Origin of the sequence: Vibrio gigantis (genome assembly GCF_024347515.1) — a bacterium.
Classification (GTDB): Bacteria; Pseudomonadota; Gammaproteobacteria; order Enterobacterales; family Vibrionaceae; genus Vibrio; species Vibrio gigantis.
In genome coordinates this window covers 78,698-95,747 of record NZ_AP025493.1, presented here as the reverse complement: position 1 = coordinate 95,747, position 17,050 = coordinate 78,698, and the positions used below count along the sequence as shown (strand labels likewise).

15 protein-coding genes are annotated in these 17,050 nt (G+C 43.8%); 5 read left to right on the top strand and 10 right to left on the bottom strand.

Features of this window, described 5'->3' with window-relative positions; all coding sequences use genetic code 11:
• Positions 1–178: 178 nt before the first annotated feature.
• The 10 genes from OCV56_RS16580 to OCV56_RS16535 all read right to left on the bottom strand — a co-directional run bounded on the left by OCV56_RS16580 (position 179) and on the right by OCV56_RS16535 (position 11,406).
• Positions 179–1,471, bottom strand: coding sequence for a BatD family protein (locus OCV56_RS16580; RefSeq protein WP_086713825.1), 1,293 nt, complete (start codon positions 1,469–1,471; stop codon positions 179–181).
• Positions 1,458–3,053, bottom strand: coding sequence for a vWA domain-containing protein (locus tag OCV56_RS16575; RefSeq protein ID WP_228761179.1), 1,596 nt, complete (start codon positions 3,051–3,053; stop codon positions 1,458–1,460). Before OCV56_RS16575 ends, OCV56_RS16580 begins: the two co-directional genes overlap by 14 nt.
• Positions 3,050–4,123 carry a VWA domain-containing protein gene (locus OCV56_RS16570; protein WP_086713824.1) on the bottom strand — a complete coding sequence of 358 codons (1,074 nt, stop codon included), beginning with the start codon at positions 4,121–4,123 and terminating at the stop codon, positions 3,050–3,052. The genes OCV56_RS16575 and OCV56_RS16570 overlap by 4 nt, the downstream gene beginning before the upstream one ends.
• Complete coding sequence (locus tag OCV56_RS16565; RefSeq protein ID WP_086713823.1) at positions 4,110–4,622, bottom strand: DUF4381 domain-containing protein; 513 nt, start codon at positions 4,620–4,622, stop codon at positions 4,110–4,112. The genes OCV56_RS16570 and OCV56_RS16565 overlap by 14 nt, the downstream gene beginning before the upstream one ends.
• Positions 4,612–5,556, bottom strand: a complete 945-nt coding sequence (locus OCV56_RS16560) for a DUF58 domain-containing protein (RefSeq protein ID WP_086713822.1) — start codon at positions 5,554–5,556, stop codon at positions 4,612–4,614. Before OCV56_RS16560 ends, OCV56_RS16565 begins: the two co-directional genes overlap by 11 nt.
• Positions 5,557–5,567: 11 nt before the next feature.
• Complete coding sequence (locus OCV56_RS16555; protein WP_086713821.1) at positions 5,568–6,584, bottom strand: AAA family ATPase; 1,017 nt, start codon at positions 6,582–6,584, stop codon at positions 5,568–5,570.
• A gap of 63 nt (positions 6,585–6,647) precedes the next feature.
• Positions 6,648–7,679 carry a tetratricopeptide repeat protein gene (locus OCV56_RS16550; RefSeq protein ID WP_086713820.1) on the bottom strand — a complete coding sequence of 344 codons (1,032 nt, stop codon included), beginning with the start codon at positions 7,677–7,679 and terminating at the stop codon, positions 6,648–6,650.
• On the bottom strand, positions 7,676–8,212 hold the full coding sequence (locus OCV56_RS16545) for a hypothetical protein (RefSeq protein ID WP_086713819.1): 537 nt from the start codon (positions 8,210–8,212) through the stop codon (positions 7,676–7,678). The genes OCV56_RS16550 and OCV56_RS16545 overlap by 4 nt, the downstream gene beginning before the upstream one ends.
• A gap of 12 nt (positions 8,213–8,224) precedes the next feature.
• A complete protein-coding gene (locus OCV56_RS16540; RefSeq protein WP_390903690.1) occupies positions 8,225–9,535 on the bottom strand; it encodes an anaerobic sulfatase maturase in 1,311 nt (436 codons plus the stop codon).
• 290 nt (positions 9,536–9,825) lie between these two features.
• Complete coding sequence (locus OCV56_RS16535; RefSeq protein WP_086713817.1) at positions 9,826–11,406, bottom strand: arylsulfatase; 1,581 nt, start codon at positions 11,404–11,406, stop codon at positions 9,826–9,828.
• Between the two features lie 216 nt (positions 11,407–11,622).
• Here OCV56_RS16535 and OCV56_RS16530 point away from each other — a divergent pair, with 216 nt between their 5' ends.
• The 5 genes from OCV56_RS16530 (at position 11,623) to OCV56_RS16510 (ending at position 16,998) form a co-directional block, all read left to right on the top strand.
• On the top strand, positions 11,623–12,402 hold the full coding sequence (locus OCV56_RS16530) for a response regulator transcription factor (RefSeq protein WP_086713816.1): 780 nt from the start codon (positions 11,623–11,625) through the stop codon (positions 12,400–12,402).
• A 244-nt stretch (positions 12,403–12,646) separates the two neighbouring features.
• Positions 12,647–13,474: an SDR family oxidoreductase gene (locus OCV56_RS16525; protein ID WP_086713815.1), complete on the top strand. Its 828-nt coding sequence runs from the start codon at positions 12,647–12,649 to the stop codon at positions 13,472–13,474.
• A gap of 295 nt (positions 13,475–13,769) precedes the next feature.
• On the top strand, positions 13,770–15,197 hold the full coding sequence (locus OCV56_RS16520) for a sodium-dependent transporter (protein ID WP_086713972.1): 1,428 nt from the start codon (positions 13,770–13,772) through the stop codon (positions 15,195–15,197).
• A 251-nt stretch (positions 15,198–15,448) separates the two neighbouring features.
• Entirely contained in the window at positions 15,449–15,772 is a 324-nt protein-coding gene (locus OCV56_RS16515; RefSeq protein ID WP_086713814.1) for an MFS transporter, read from the top strand.
• Positions 15,773–15,774: 2 nt separating this feature from the next.
• Complete coding sequence (locus OCV56_RS16510; protein ID WP_086713813.1) at positions 15,775–16,998, top strand: HlyD family secretion protein; 1,224 nt, start codon at positions 15,775–15,777, stop codon at positions 16,996–16,998.
• Positions 16,999–17,050 lie beyond the last annotated feature (52 nt).

The window sequence follows — 17,050 nt, the reverse complement described above, 5'->3', positions numbered from 1 at the left end:
TGACAGATACTTTTAAAATATAGTCTACTAAAGAGTCATACTAGAAAGTTTTTATACAGATAAATACAAGTAATCTAGTAGGTTAACTAATATCTTTCTCACGCCTTGGTTAATTCGTGTATTCCGTATTCGTCTGTATTTAAGCTTATGAAGCATCGCGCTACTCTAGGCACGTTTATCAGCGACCTAATACTTTTGCTGGTGTTGGCTGAATAGACATGAGCAGTTTTACTAACACTTTGATCAAAAAAATACGGGGGTGTTTCATGTCGGCCAATGGATGATGTGCCATGTTTTGTTGATATCTTTGCCAAATAACATCCAGTTCATCAAACGTTTTTCCATCTTGCACCAGTACTTTAAATTTAAAATGCTTAAGCAAAATTAGGTAAACAGCCTGTTCGTATAACGTTATGTCTTTCAGGTATATCGCCTGAGTTAATGTCACCCACCTATTATTTCGATGAGTTTGTGCATATCGATACAAGATCGTTACTACCAAAACCAGAGCTGCAATAAAGGCAGCAACTGAGCCCAATAACACTTTGTGCTGATCCATAAAGGAAGCGAACGTATGCGACACTTGCCAACTTCGTTCTGGTAAGACAAGCGTTCTTTGCTGTTGAGACACAGAATCCCACCAAAACACTCTGACTGCAGGAAGCGTAACTCGACCCGACTGATTGACTATATAGGTCACTCTTTCGATTCGTTGGGCATGGCGTACTCCTCTTTGCTCATTATCCCTGTACTGAGTCGACTCGCGATAAACCAAAAATTGACTCACTAATCTATCTGGGATTGCAGTGACTTCTGGCAAAAGTGCACTAATGGTGTCATGTGCAGATAACGTAATTTCACGAGTTATCGAGTCGCCTACACTAAGCTGCTCTGCCAAGTCCTGCGAACTCTCATTTGGAGAGATAAGCGTCCACTTTTCTTTCAGGTTAGCTTCTGTTCCTGTTAACCATATCTGATCAGACATCATATTCGCAGAAGGCGTATGTACATCAAACGACAAAGCTTTCGTCTTTACCACTCCATCAATATCATTGCTGCCCTGTTTTACGCCAATCTCAAGCGTAACGGGGGGGACTTGATACACTCCACTCTGTAATGGGTAAAGCACAATCTCCCACAGCTGCTTGGAATACACTTTCCCATCAATTCGCTCTGTGGAATTGACCGCAAAAGAACTCATCGGCAGCACCACCGCATTATCAACTTCGACACGGTGTACCTTGGTACCTTTGGTGAACCATGTATCAGTCATCACTTCAATATTAAGAGTGACCTGCTCATGCACTGCAATATCCGAGCTCGCATGGCTCAACCATACGTTAAGCCTCACACTGCTTTGCTCATAGAGTAAAGCTAGCTTTTGATTGTGAATATGAGGCTGGCTATAAGCAAAATGAGTGATTACACCCATAACCAAACACAAAAGCTGAAATAGCCTACTTAGCTTCATCTTTCCACTCCGCTTGGTTTGCCAACCCTTGTTGATGCTGTAATGCGAACTTGGTTGCGATAAAGCTCGATAGGTCACTCTGGACTCGCTTCATCCATTTGTCGTTGGCTTGTGGATCATTTAAGATTTGTTCAGCAGATAAAGCTTCTTGAATCACTTGAGCTTGTTCCACTTGCTGCTTCACGCCATCTGAGCGTTCCGGCTTATCACCATTTTCTCTACTCACCTGACGTTCATTGCTTTTCGACTGTTCCTTAGTAAAGCTATCAATATAAGCAATCACATCTTCAACAATCTTTAAGTTATGCTGTGCTTCTTGATTGTCAGAGTATTGCTCCAAGATCTCTCGATACAAAGACCTTGCCGCGACAAACTCTTTTTGGTTGGCCAATGAAGCCGCTGCACCTAATTGGCTCAGTAAAGTGTCACTACGCATGTAAAATTGTTGTGCCACTTCGTATTCGCCTGCTTGGTAATAAGCCGTTGCTTTCCAGTACTCATTTTCAAACACTTGAGCTGCTTTTTGATAATCTTGCTCTCGATAATACAGAGCACCTTGCTGATCTTTAGTCATCCAAATATCGACCAAGGAAAACTCTACTGCGTATAGATTAGGGCTGTATGTGGCACTATAAAACAGGACCCCTACAACGCACCATTGAACCAACCAACCTTTTCTAAACCACAATAAATACGGGACCAACACCACCCACACCAAAGGGTAACTCGCATCAAACCAAGGCTCAGCTTGGTCTGCTGAAAGTTCAGAAAAAGACGTTATTTTCCCACTCAGATTTTGTATATCTTGGTCATCTTGAGTAAAAGCAACGAAATCGCCACCCACCGAGTTGGCTAGTTTTGACAGAGCTTCAGCCTCCATCGGTAACGAAGATCGAACATCTTGGTTGCCAATACCATAAATCAGTAGTTGATGGCCGTTCTCCTCGAAATAACCTTGATACTCACCGTAAGCCAGTTGATTGATGGCATCGGTCGCCAGTAATACCGTTGCATGGTCAGTTTCAGAGTTCAGCTTGTTGAGGACAGGTAAGGTATATTCCGCAAACTTCCCATCTCTTGGCATAACTCCAGGTTGAATAGCTGCCAATAAGGGCTTAAACACCGCCACGTCTTGAGTTAAAGGCATTGCTAAATGGGCGCTACCTGAGTAGACGACTAAAGCCGTTCTACCTTTGCCTTGCTGGTCGACAAGCTCCGCTATTTTTTGTTTTGCTCTGAACAACCGGTTAGGTGCAACATCCTTTTGTAACATCGACTCAGAGACATCAAGTACAATCACTAAAGGCGTGGTGTCTTCTGCAAAAGGCGAAGACTGACGATACCAACTTGGCCCGGAAACAATCACTATCACGACCAAGCAGATAACACTGAGTAATATGAGCGGAAGGTGCTTAACACGTGATGACTCCCCAGCACGCAGAGCATCAGACAAGTGCTTGGGGAAATACGTTACCCACGAATGTTGTTTCTTACTTCGACGCCAGTTCATTATTAACACCGCAACAAGAGGGATGATTAACAACAGCCATTCAGGGCGGATAAAATGAAAATTTCCCATCATAACGCCCTCACCTTCTGAGTCTCTGATGTCCTACGAAATCTCAAAATGGATCGAACGACCATAAACAGCAAGTGATAGATGAAGGCGATAAGTAAAGGCACATAGTGAAGACTTTGTTTCGGCTGGTAACGGTAGCTTTCAAACACACTAGGCTCGAGTTCATTGATGGTGTCGTAAACGTTATTCAGCTCTGAAGGTGAAATAGCTAAAAAGCTCCTGCCACCGGTTAATTTAGCGACGGTATCAATCGTTTCCATATCAATCGCTTGCTCTCCGGGAGTGTTCGGACTGCCCATCGCCACAAGATGAATTTTAATGTTGTGCGCAGCTGCGACTTTAGCGGCATCAATTGGTGGTACTAAACTGTCTGTGTCATTGCCATCAGTTAGCACAATCATCAAGTGATCTCGACTAGGGTGTTCGCGCGTAAGGCGTTCGTGAGCAGAGTTTTCGGGAGCAAGCTGAACAGCTTGAGCGTTCTGCTCCTGTGAAAGAAATGTCTTAATGCCAAGACCAATCGCATCGCCCAAATGGGTACTTTGTCCGGCCATTGCTGGCTCGGTTTCATTCAGCAAGGATAACCACGCTGTGTGATCGACTGTAAATGGTGACTGTAGAAAAGCAGAATCGCCGAATACAATGAGACCAAGCCGGTCGCCCTTACGCTTTTGACTGAACGTGTCCAACACCTGTTTTGAGGCTGCCAAGCGAGTCACTTGATTCCCAACAGCATTAGAAAAATCATCTGTTGCCATAGAACCCGACAGATCCAGAACAATCATCACATCACGCCCAGCTAGCAATCTGGTCTCCTCTGGCCCGAGCCAAACAGGCTTCGCTGCTGCCGAAACGACTAAAAGCCAACCTAGAATCAAAGACGAACGTTGCCAAATCCCCGCTCTTATTTGGTTTGACCCTTTTTCTGCACTCAGCCCTAAACTCGATACTAGTGCGTCAAAAAAAGGGACTTTCAGGGCAATTTGAGGCGTTTTATGGCCAGGTACAAAACAGTAGATAACAATCGGCAGGGGCAATAAGGCAAAAGCCCAAAGATACTCAAACTCGATCATCGCAATCCCTCACATGGTTTTTTACCCATGCAATCGCACTAGATCGAATCTGATCTAATTCACTTTTGCTCCAACCGTAGTCTGATGATGGCTTATAGATATCTTGCTGCCATTGCAACAAAAGCACTCTGTCAAAAATGGGTTGCGGTGAAGAGATTGTAAGGAACTCACTCCACTCATTACCACTGAGCATCGCAACCTTACTGCCTGGGAACGAGTAGCAAGCCACCTGTTTAAGCACACTGTTTATTCTGCGCAACTCCTGTTGCAAACACTGTTCATCCATGGCGTCTTGTTTAGTTCTGCTGATCGCTGTTATCGCCACACGACGATATTTGTTCGCTTTATGGATATGAAAAAGGTAGTACAACTTCCAGCTCCCCCACACCAATATGAGGGTAATGATGACTTTCCAACCTACGGTTGTTGGCAACCAACTTACATCAATACTAGTGGCTGGATCGATTAAACCTTTGAGTAAAACGCGATTATCGGACACGATAGTCCCCACTCATTTTTTGAATAAAATCAGTGATGTGGTTGCCAGACGTATCTAACCTAACCACATCAACACCACCAGCACTTAATAACTGGTGGATGTCTTGGTAGCCTTGCTGGGTTACTTGGTTGTATCGACGAAGTTTCTCGTTCAATGAGGTATCAGCCAAGAGCTGCCAATCACCATCACTTAGGTGAATCGGTTGCGAAAATTGAAGTTCAAGTTCCATTGGGTCGTTCACAGCGATACCCATCAAGTCATTGTGCTGCTTTAACCATTTGATACGTTGAACATCTTGCTCTGTAGCATCATTGAAATCGCTGATCATCACGATAAAACAGCCTTTTAGCTTCTGCTGCGTTAGCTTAGACAAAGCGTCTGATAACCCTGAACCAATAAGTTTCTTACGTTTATGTTCTGTTCGACACAAGTCTTGATTCGCGAGTGCCAGAGACTGTAGGATTCGAGCGACGTGTGCGGAATGACGCTGTGGCTTGTGCCAGTACAGCTGATCATTTGAAAAAATAAGGGCTCCAACGCGATCACTATCTTTTAATATTTTCCAAGCACAGCAAGCTGCAACTTGAGCCGCAACCACAGACTTCATGGTATCAACTGATGAAAAGAACATGCTATTACGTTGATCAACGAGCAACACCACGGGCAGATCTTTCTCCTCACTTTGAACCCTTACATGGGGTTCAAGCATTCTTTGTGTGACATTCCAATCTATACTGCGAATATCATCCCCCATTTGATAATGACGAAACTCTTCAAAGTTAAGCCCGCGACCACGATAACGAGATAAGTGGTTACCCGCTTGTCGAGAACGGCTTCTAGTGATGGGTGGCAAGGAGAAACCTGTCGACTTCAATTTCGTCGCCATCAAAGATTCAAACGAGCTAACAACTCTTACGTCATCAGGCACATTCATAACAACGTTCCTTAGGAAAGAGGCACATTGAGCAATAACTCATCAACGATCTGTTCTGCGCTCACCGAGTGAGACAAAGCATCAAAGCTTGGGGTGATACGGTGGCCTAACACCGAAACGACGACAGTTCTCACATCATCTGGAGTCACATAATCACGCCCCGCTAACCAAGCATGAGCACGGCTACATTTGTCTAATGCAATCGATGCACGAGGGCTTACACCAACATCAATCCACTTATCTAAGTTTGAATCTGGGTACAAATGTGGGAAGCGAGTTGCCATGACAAGATCCACAATATATTGCTTAATGGGCTGTGATGTATGAATTTGCTTTACCGCCTCTTTGCCTTCTGCGATGTGTTCAACACAACCTTCAAATGCCGCAGCTAACAATTCATTTTGTTCTTGTTGCAATCTACCAGTATCCATAGCCTCATTCACATCTGCTAGCTCTTCCTGACGCACCAAATCAATGATCAACATTTCAGACTCTCTGTCTGGATAGTCAACATTCACTTTCATCATGAAGCGGTCCATCTGCGCCTCTGGTAACGGATAGGTCCCCTCTTGTTCAACAGGGTTTTGCGTTGCTATCACTAAAAAAGGTTCCGGCAACTTCATTGTTTCACCCGCAACCGTCACAGTGCCTTCCGCCATCGCTTCTAGCAGGGCGGCTTGAACTTTTGCTGGTGCTCGGTTTATTTCATCGGCCAATACCATAGAACTAAAAATAGGGCCCGGCTGAAACGTCAACTTAGACTGTTCTTGATGATAGATCTGCGTGCCAGTGACATCTGAAGGAAGTAGATCAGGCGTAAATTGCACACGACTGAAGGCCATGTTGAATTGTTCTGCCAATATTTTCGCAGCGCGAGTTTTTGCCGTTCCAGGAAGCCCTTCCAATAAAATATGCCCGCCCGACAATAACGCGATCATCATTGATTGTGTAACATGAGCTTGGCCGATAATGGACTGGTTTGTCTGTTCAATTAACTGACGAATGGCTGCACGAGTATCTGTAGACATAGCGTTACCTTGTTAGACTACCTAAATAGGCTGTAATACCTGAATAGTGGTATCAGCGTTTATTTAATTTGGCAGATAGAGTTTTTTTAGTTTGGATACAACATCTTGAGGTACGACAGATTCAAGCTCAGTAAGGCAGGAGGTCGCGTCTTTTCCCGCAACTAATAATGTGTCGCACAAAGCGTATAGATAGGCTGGTTGAGCATGATTCTGATAGATAGCTTGGTAAACAGTAATCGCTGTCTCAACATCGTTTTCTCTTGCCAAGGTCGCGTAAGTGTATCCATAGGAACCGTTAGCCGGGGCCAAATCATATGCATTTCTCAGGTGACGTAACGCATTCACTCTTTCGTGAGTTCGTAAATAAGAGAGCCCCAAGCTATAGTGCAATGCCGCTGATTCAGGAAACTCAATTAGCGCCTGAGTTAAAACGTATTGAGCTTGATTATCGTCATCCATGCTTTTCAAGTACTCAGAGTAAGCAATAGCGACTCTAGGCTCTTTGTTATTTTCAAAGCGGTCTGAGTAGATCAACTCAGCCTGGTTAAATTTGCTTTGTAACGTGTAAATCCAAGCTCGCTCTAAGTCACCATCAAGATCGTTTGATAGTAAGGTTAAGTGTCTATCAACCGCTTGACCTAAGTGGTCGAGGTATTCCCCTGACAACTGCGGCGAAAGAACGATCAGCGTACGGACTGCTTGCGCGTTTACATCACGATCCTCATCATCTAGCAATGGAGATACGACATCCCACTTTGCTTTGCCCTGCCACTGTAGTGCGGCTTGTATTGCCGCCAATCGCATTTCCGGATGTTCAGAGCGTGAAGCTCTTGCAACGGCAATGATCGAGTTCGGGCCGTAATACATCCCTAAGTTTTCCGTCGCAGCTGTGCGCTGAACTAAGGGCAAACCATCATTTTGCGAGTACTCAGCAAGCAGCTGCTCGCGTTGCTCAGCCAGAGTTTCCACTGGACTAACGCTTTCAACCCCTATTGATTGGGCACTCGATGCCTGTGAGAAATGAGAGTAAAGGGTAAGCGACGTACCAACAACAATGAACAACGCTACTGACCAATTGGCTAACCGAAGTTTCATGATGAATAACGCTCAGTCTGAAGTTGTTGAGATAACTCTTCAGCTCTCACCATGAGCGCATGCATAAAGTAGATCTCGTCTGTCTTTGCGAAGCTATGAAGTACCAGCCACTCGTTCAATGCATCGAGTGTTTGAACATGCTCAACCTTTTCTTGTGCGCTGCTCAAATAACCCAACGTTTTTAAAGCAGAAACCAGTTCTTGATGATTAGACAATGGCATCTCCAAAGTAAGAAATTGGGGATCATTCGTCATCAAAAGTACATCGTGGTTCGCTTTCGCGACCTCGTAATTGGTACGTTTAGTGTTGTATTTTTCACCACACTGAGGATTATTAGGACGCTTTTGGCAAAGGTTAAAGAGAGAAGCAAATTCGGTATATCGTTCGCTTTTGGTATGAAAAGCCATATCAATCACCGCTTGTATCGATGCTTGATTAAATAAAGTATCTGTCGGCGATACCGCTTTAGTCTGAGCGGTAACCGTTTGGCTGAGCAGTGTCGCAATAAGCAGCACAACAGTTTTTAGTTTCATCAGATAATGCCTCTATTTAAACTTAATCTTCATTGCATCACTGTTGATGCCTTTGTTTACTGGGTAACCCATAGTGGCCACAACCATTGAGATATAGGGGTCAATATGAGAGAAGAAGCGTTTCCAACCTGCACATAGGTAGTTCAACCCTGTTTCACCATCCAGCGTTTTAATGAAGCGATTTTTTGGACATTCACCGAAACAGGCGAATTGATAGGTACACTCTCTACATTGCTTTGGAAGTGAAGACTCTTTTGCACGTCCAAACTCTTCTTGGCCTATAGAAAACTGCATATCTTCAAGCTTGGCATCATTGATATTGCCAAGTTTGTAATCAGGGTAAACGTAGTGGTCACAAGCGAATACATCACCATTGTGCTCAATAGCTAGACCTTTTCCACACATAGGAGCAAGTGTACAAAGAGGGTTTACACGACCCATCCAAGTTTCAACGCAAGATTCGAAATACGGTACATTCACTTTGCCAATATCGTTCTCTAACCATTCGTCAAAAATGGTGCAAAGAAACTCGCCCCATTGATGGTCAGATACGCACCAAGACTCAACGACTGAGTTAGGGTGGCTTGGCTCGGTTTCAGGCATGCCTTGAAATATAATTTCTTCATCGGCCCACTTTTGAGGAGCCGTACCTCGGAACGATTTCGGTTCAACGATTGGGATAAACTGCATCTGAGGTGAACCAATCTCGTCGCGTAGAAAGCGATAAACTTCCAGTGGATTTGAGCCTGTGAGATTATTTACACAAGTTAATGTCGCAAAATTCACCTTGTGTTTATGCAGAATGTCGATGCCTTTCATGGTTTGCTTGAATGTGCCGCGACCAGCTCGGTTGGTACGGTACGCATTGTGGATCATCTCAGGGCCATCAATACTTAAACCAACCATGAAGTTATTTTTACTTAAGAACTTGCCCCATTCATCATTCAACAATGTGCCGTTTGTCTGAAGGTTGTTCTCAATTCTGACGCCTTTCGGGCAATATTTCTTTTGAAGGCGTACGACATCACGGAAGAAATTCACGCCAAGTAACGTTGGTTCGCCACCTTGCCAATGGAATACAATCTCAGGGAAGTTTTGCTGTTCGATATAGGTTCTGATGTAGGTATCGAGCATTTCTTCGCTCATTTGAGTCGCACAGCCACGCTCATGGCCAAGTAACTCTTCTTTGCTTAGATAGTAACAATATGTGCAATCAATATTACATGCCGAGCCAATAGGCTTAGTCATGATATTCATACGTTTCGCGGGCGCTGCTTTTGGCAACATAACTGTGTTGTGTTGAGCTGATTGGGTCATTGTTATTCCTCTTCTCGTCCACTCACATTCACTGTGCGATTACTTCCCTAAGATGGAAGCCTATAACGGTTATCTATGGCCATTATTCAACAGCACTTGTCAGCCGTAATCAGTAGTATTACGGATTCTGTTCATTGTTAATAAAAACCAAAGATCTCCTGAAATCAAAAAAAGAGCGGTCACTAGGACCGCTCTTTTTAGGGGTTTATCAACTTTTCAGCGGGGGCTGATTTGACTCACCTATCAACTAAAAAATATGACTTTATTGATCAATATTATTAGCTAGTCACTCAATATTATTGGTATTGAGCGCGCTGCCAGATTTGCATCTTATCGGCGATTTTGTCGATAGAGAAAGAGCCTGGAACTTGGCGTGGTGGGAATTCTTGGAATGTTTTCAAGAACTGAAATGTGTAAGCCGCACCCAAGTACATGTATGGAAGGTGCTCTACACGCCATTGTTGGTAGCCTACGCCATCTTTATGCGCATTCTCATACGGGTCTTGGCGTAAGTTAAAGATGTAAGGGAAACGCAGCTCTTCGAACTGGCACTGCCACGTTTCAACACCATGACACTCGTTCACAGTGAACATCACTTTCCAGTCGCCCATACGAACGGCTGAAATATGACCATCATCAGCTGCATAAACGAAGCCCTTACGAGGCCACTCAACAGAGTTGTCTGCTGTTGTGTTATTACCATTCTTAAGAGCCGGCATTAAATCAAAGCCATCTAGATGAACTTTGTACTCTTTACCATTAAGTTTTTTGCCTTTTTTCAGGTCAGCAACAATGTTTTTCTCACCAGCTGCACCCAGGAATGTTGGAGCCCAGTCATTGTGCGCTGCAATTTCGTTTGCAACAGAGCCCGCAGGGATTTTATTCGGCCAGCGCATCATTGCTGGTACACGGAAACCACCTTCCCACGTTGAGTTCTTCTCACCGTAGTAACGAGATGTTGCGCCATCGGGCCAAGACCATTTCTCTGCACCGTTATCAGTGGTGTACGAAACGATTGTGTTGTCTGCAATTTTAAGTTCATCTAGTTTATCAAGCAGTTGACCGACCATGTTATCGTGTTCAACTAGACCGTCCCCATAAAGGCCACCACGTTTTGACAAGCCTTTAGACTCTTCTTTCAAGTGGGTCCAAACGTGCATGCGCGTTGAGTTAAACCATACGAAGAATGGTTTTTTCTCTTTATGAGCGCGGTCGATAAAGTCTAATGCACCTTCTAGAAACTCTTCATCCACAGTTTCCATACGTTTAATCGTTAGAGCACCTGTATCTTCGATACGACCATCTGCGTATGAATGAATAACGCCACGCGGGCCAAAACGCTTCTTAAATCCGGGCGCTTGTGGGTAATCTGGGTGCTCTGGTTCTTCTTCTGCATTCAGGTGGTAAAGACTCCCCATGAACTCATCAAAACCATTAGCCGTTGGTAAGTGCTCATCTCGGTCACCAAGGTGATTTTTACCAAATTGGCCTGTCATGTAACCCTTGGCCTTAAGCATCGTTGCGATTGTAGGATCTTCTTGGCGCATACCTTCAGCAGCGCCTGGCATGCCTACTTTTGTCAAACCCGTACGCATTGGGTGCTGGCCTGTGATAAATGCACTACGCCCCGCTGTACAAGAGTTTTCGCCGTAGAAGTCAGTAAACAACACGCCTTCGTTTGCAATACGATCAATATTCGGAGTCCAGTGACCTGCTTGACCACGTGTATATGCCGAAATATTGTCGATACCAATATCATCACCCCAGATAGCTAGGATGTTAGGGCGGCTCGTATCCGTCGTCGCATAACTTGCCATTGCAGTTGATGCAAGCGCGGCGCCCATCGCAAGTTGTAGGAAGGTTTTCTTTTTGAACATAGCTCAAGACCTTTTGTAATTTTAAAAGTAATTTCTTTCCGTGAGCTATTATTTAAGAAACATGAAATTGGGTAATCAGTAGTATTACTGATTTAAATGATAGTGGTATATCAAACGTTGGCGATAATTTTCGGTTATATAATGAAACGTTTGACGAGTAGCCCTAAAAAACGCTAGTTTGTTTAGTATTATTACTGTTGAGGCTGATTATTTTTGATGACAAATACCACTAAAATATCTTTTGAAGACCTAGTGACGGAACAATCCGACGCATTAATTGGCTCGCCTCCCAAAGATTTTGACATGACTTGGCAAAGAATCGCGCACTCTGTATTAGATTGGTTTGACATTGATAGAGTCACGCTTTTCCCCAACTCAATGATCATGCTAAACGACGGAAAGACCGTTACTATCGCTCGTGAGGGGGTTCCAGAACTCAACGCACAGAGCTTTATTAGTGGCAATTATTTAGATTATTTAAAACAACTAAGAACCAAAAAACGTTGGCTGACATTTAGCGAACAAGAGATGAGTGACCACAAGATATCCGTCCTCAGAACACTGTATACGGAAGGTGGGCGTTGGCATGGCATCATCCCTCTGAAACTGTTTGGTCAAGATTGGGGGGCGCTATCCTTTTCCAGATTTAACAATGAGTTATCGCCACTATCAGATCAAGACATGAAACGTCTTAAGCTTATTTGCGATATCTGGCTTTGTTACTGGCAGCACTCAACAATGGCTCGAAACCTAAAACAAGACCAAGCGACTAATGCAAATGAAGGTGAGAAGCTTCTTCTATTATCACCTAAGCAGTGCTCTGTATTAACACTGCTCGCTCAAGGGTTTACCGCAAAACAGTGTGCAGAAAAGCTATTCTTAAGCCCCCGAACCATCGAATCTCATAAATATCGTATGATCGACATATTAGAGCTTGAGAACAATACAGAACTCATTCAGTTCGCACTTCGTAATGGCCTAGGAATCGAACAATAACCTTCCTAACTATACTAACACTTCCAACATTCTACTAAGTAGGACGCCTGTTACTTCCAAATAATAGGCGTTATTTCCGTAATACTACTGATTACAAAAGCAAGCTCATAAATTAATTTAAAGTATCAGTAAACCTATTATCTCAATATGTTTCTAATGACTATCAGCCCTTCATTTGATAAAAGTGCAAACGTCGCTGCATATAATAAGGTTTGCTTCCCAATTACTTTCTTGGAGCTTATCTATGTTAATCAAAAATATTCTTGTTACTGGAGCCTCATCAGGTATTGGCAAAGATCTGGTCATTGCGCTACTCAAGCAAGGTCACACCGTTTACTGCGGTGCTAGACGCGTTGAGAACATGCACGATTTGAGAATATTGGGAGCACACGTTTTAGAGATCGATGTCCGTGATGAAGAGCAGGTAAATGCTGCTGTAACCCAAATGATCTCAGAAGTAGGCAATATTGATATTGTTTATTCTAATGCTGGTTACCCAATCGCAGGCCCTGTTGAAGAAACACCGATAGAAAAGGTCCATGCTCAATTTGATACAAACGTTTATGGCGCAGCTCGCCTTGCTCGCGCAGTATTGCCACATATGCGAGAAAGAAATCAAGGTCGTATCATTTTTACTACTTCTATCGCAGCGCGTGTTTCCACCAGCATGAACTCTTGGTATTCAGCATCGAAACATGCACTAAACGGTATGGCTAAAGGGCTATCTCAAGAAGTTGCAGACTTTAATATCCAGATTTCGACTATCGAGCCAGGTTGTGTTCAAACAGAGCTTGATACGATTCAACTACAAGATATGAAAGAGACCAATCAAATTGCAGAATATAAAGAGGTCGTCAACAAGTCTCATAAATTTTTAGACGGTGCCTATAGAAAAGGGGCAACACCCGAATCCACTGTAAACCACATGCTCAAAGCTGGATTTGATACTAAGCCTAAGCTGAGTTATCAAACGACGTTAGATGCAAAGCTCATGACTATTGTACAAAAAGTCATCGGCGAAAAGGCTCTAGGCTCTCTATTTTCTAAGCTAATAAAACGCACATCAGTGTAGTTTAAAATCGTGTTGGTAGCTCATTGAAGGTATTCGAGCTGCCAACTCCCCCCACCCTCTACATGCCCCCCTTTCCCTAATAACTAGCAGCGTTTATCCCCTACTAAAAAGCGTCGCCATGGCAGAGTCAAAGAAGGCTGATACCGTAATTCTACGGTTTAGCTTCGCACTTTCGCCCCCTACACTGCGCGGCGGTTTGAAGTTATGTGGCATTAGGAACATCACATTGCTCTCATTATCGTCAAAAAAGCACAATCTAATTCAATCATTTATTCAGAACACTTTCGGAGATGTTGTGGCAAGTAACCTTTCACACTCAAGAGATACATGGGGCTCAAAGCTTGGCTTTGTTATGGCAGCAGCAGGTTCTACTGTTGGTCTTGGAAACATATGGAAATTCCCTTATACGGCAGGTGAGAGTGGCGGCGGTGCCTTCGTTCTGATCTACTTAGCCTTTGTTATCGTCATCGGCTTTAGCGTTATGCTGACCGAGTTTGCTATCGGTCGACACACTCAAAAATCAGCGGTCGGTGCATTCAAAACGACCGACCGACGTTGGACATTTACCGGCGTGATCAGTGTGGTAAGTGGTCTATTAATCATGGGGTTCTACCCTGTTGTCGGAGGTTGGTCTATCGCCTACATCTACAAAGTAGCGACGGGCCTTCTCAGCGCGCCAGAATTAATCAGCGATAGCTTTGGAAGCTTTATTTCAACGCCAGTAGAACCACTAATGTGGATGAGCGTTTACCTCATGTTGAATGTGCTTATCGTAATGAAGGGCATTTCAGGTGGTATTGAAAAAGCAGGCAAAATCCTAATGCCAATGCTGTTCATGATCTTGGTGATCGTATCGATCAAAGGATTATCGCTACCAGGTTCAAGTGCCGGCCTTACGTTCCTATTCAGCCCTGACTTTTCAAAGGTAGACAGTAACGTTGTGCTTGCAGCACTGGGCCAAGCTTTCTTCTCACTAAGCCTAGCAACAGGTTGTATGATCACCTACGGTAGCTACTTAAAGAAGAAAGAGAACCTAGTACAAACAACCGCGATGGTAGTAGCAATGGATAGCGGTGTAGCGCTGCTAGCAGGTGTCGCCATGTTCCCTGCAATGTTCGCGTTTGGTATGGAACCCGCTGCAGGTCCTGGATTAGTATTCGTTGTTGTACCTCAGCTATTTGCTGAGATGGGTGGTGTAATTGGCCTACTGTTCGCCCTACTCTTCTTCGTTGGCCTAAGTGTCGCAGCATTAACGTCTTCAGTTTCTTTGCTAGAAGTCGCCGTTTCGTACCTAATCGATGAAAAGCAGATGACTCGTTTTAAGGCTGTGTTGGTATCAAGCATTACAATGATCAGTATGTGTGTACTTTCTTCATTGTCTCTTGGAGGCATTGGTCCGAAATTATTCGATACCGGTGTATTCGATATCTTCGACCTGCTTACCGACAAAATCTTCCTAGCGGTTTGTGGCATGTTCATCTGTATTTTTGCGGGTTGGAGATTAAACAAGAAAGACCTAGAAAACGAAATTACCAACAACGGCCAAGTTTCGTTCCCTCTATTCAACTTGTGGTACGCACTTGTTAAATACGTTATCCCTTTTGCTATCGCAATCGTTGCATTCATGGGCGTAAAAGCAGGCTTTGATAGCGGCAAAGGCGAGGTCATGCTGATGGGTATCGCATTTATCGCGTTCACGGCATTGATTTCCAAACGATTCTAAAGCTAATCACAGCTCACACGTGCATTGATATAAGCCTGTCATTGATATGTCAGGCTTATTTTTGTCGTCTAAGTCACTTCAAATTTTCAACTAAATAAGCTCTAGATCATTTTTTCCTCGACTAGCAATTACGAGCCGTATTTTTACTGATTCACACACTTTATTAGCTCCGTACCATTCCTCTATTCGTTCACTAACACAAAGTGAATTCACTCTAGCTCAAATTTTTAACACCCATTTTAGGAAGCTTTATGAGTTTAATTAGCATGCCTTTTGTCGATACTGCGTTCGACACAGGCTTACATGTGGTCGCAGGACTGGTACTTGTCGGTACGGTTTTAGGTGCGTTGTATGCATTTTGGAAGTTCCATGAGCTCCCTATCCACCACGCAGACAAGAAGAAACATGGTCAGATGGGCTTAGTCACTATCCTCACCTGGATTGGCTTTATTTGGCACTGGGTTTGGGTGCTAGCCGTGATTATCGCGTTTGTCGATACCGAAAAAAGCATCCGCCGCATTCGTCATATTTGGCATGACACCGCACCAACTCAAACGACAGAAGCAGGAGAATAACAATGTTAGAAGGTTTAGCGGTTTGGGCACTGTTTATCTATTTACTTCGTCTAGTTGGAATACCTTGGACCAAACCATTTAAAGTGTTTGCTTATGGCGGTGGGTCTATCTGGCTTGTCTTCGTATGGGTTGGATTGATCACATGGGCACCAATGGATCTTTCTGGGGGCTCTGTTGTGCAATCACCACACATTCAATTGCGCCCTGGTTCAACTAGAGTGACGGGGAATATCGAAGCGCTTCACATCTCACCAAACAGTGAAATTAAAAAGGGCCAGTTGATATACGAACTCGACGATGACTCATACGTTATCGCCGTCAACAAAGCTAAAGCGCAACTTGCGATTGCTGAGATGGCTCACAAATCCGCGGTACAAGATATCGCCATAGCAAAGACAAACTACCAAGCTTCACTTGAAGATATTGAAATCATCAACAACCAGATAGCAGCAGCAAAACAAGACTTAACCTTAAAGCAGCGCACGCTGAAGCGCTATGTCGACCAAAATGCCAAAGTAAAAAGTACCATTACTGAAAGCGTGCTTGATCAACAACGAACAGCCGTTGAAGTTGCGAAAAACCAACTCACAATTATCGAGTCGCAATATCAAAAATCGGAGATTACTGCGAATAAAAACCTCAACTTAATTGAAAAATCACAGATTTCCGAGATTAGTAAGCAGGCCGATCTTCAAAATAAAAAGGCAGCCTTAGCCCAATCTGAATGGGATCTATCGCAAACAAAAATCTACGCACCGAGTAATGGCTATGTCACTAACTTTATGGCTCGTGAAGGACAATTTGTTGGTGCCATGCCTCGATTGAAAATGTACAGCGATGAGAAATTTGTTTTGATGCGAATTAACCATCAGGCATTTAGAAACATCAAAGTTGGACAAGAAGCTGAGTTTGCTACCGCCATATACCCGGGGAAAGTATTTAATGCTCGTGTAGAAGGCATAGTTGAAGCGACTGGCGAATCTCAAGGTTCGTTGCTTGCTCGTGAAACGAATGTGCGTGCAACAACAGGTAAGAACGTGATGAACAAGCACCACTTTGTTCGTTTACGCATATCAGAACCAGATGGCTATGACATCCCCGTTGGTGCAGTTGGGCTTGCTTGGGTTAATGCAGAAAAACCAATCCCATTCTTGAATTTCTTGAATGTCATTCGCGGCATCATCATCCGAATGAAAGCTCAAATTTACTTCCTGTATAGCATGTAAGATTATGGATACATTTCACAAAATTTGCGATTTCGTAGATATTACGCATAGA

Excerpts from the sequence above, each read along its gene's own strand:
- OCV56_RS16580 (WP_086713825.1), bottom strand. The coding sequence starts at position 1,471 with ATGAAGCTAAGTAGGCTATTTCAGCTTTTGTGTTTGGTTATGGGTGTA.
- OCV56_RS16560 (WP_086713822.1), bottom strand. The coding sequence starts at position 5,556 with ATGAATGTGCCTGATGACGTAAGAGTTGTTAGCTCGTTTGAATCTTTG.
- OCV56_RS16510 (WP_086713813.1), top strand. The coding sequence starts at position 15,775 with ATGTTAGAAGGTTTAGCGGTTTGGGCACTGTTTATCTATTTACTTCGT.
- OCV56_RS16555 (WP_086713821.1), bottom strand. The coding sequence starts at position 6,584 with ATGTCTACAGATACTCGTGCAGCCATTCGTCAGTTAATTGAACAGACA.
- OCV56_RS16530 (WP_086713816.1), top strand. The coding sequence starts at position 11,623 with ATGACAAATACCACTAAAATATCTTTTGAAGACCTAGTGACGGAACAA.
- OCV56_RS16575 (WP_228761179.1), bottom strand. The coding sequence starts at position 3,053 with ATGATGGGAAATTTTCATTTTATCCGCCCTGAATGGCTGTTGTTAATC.
- OCV56_RS16550 (WP_086713820.1), bottom strand. The coding sequence starts at position 7,679 with ATGAAACTTCGGTTAGCCAATTGGTCAGTAGCGTTGTTCATTGTTGTT.
- OCV56_RS16535 (WP_086713817.1), bottom strand. The coding sequence starts at position 11,406 with ATGTTCAAAAAGAAAACCTTCCTACAACTTGCGATGGGCGCCGCGCTT.
- OCV56_RS16525 (WP_086713815.1), top strand. The coding sequence starts at position 12,647 with ATGTTAATCAAAAATATTCTTGTTACTGGAGCCTCATCAGGTATTGGC.
- OCV56_RS16570 (WP_086713824.1), bottom strand. The coding sequence starts at position 4,123 with ATGATCGAGTTTGAGTATCTTTGGGCTTTTGCCTTATTGCCCCTGCCG.
- OCV56_RS16515 (WP_086713814.1), top strand. The coding sequence starts at position 15,449 with ATGAGTTTAATTAGCATGCCTTTTGTCGATACTGCGTTCGACACAGGC.
- OCV56_RS16545 (WP_086713819.1), bottom strand. The coding sequence starts at position 8,212 with ATGAAACTAAAAACTGTTGTGCTGCTTATTGCGACACTGCTCAGCCAA.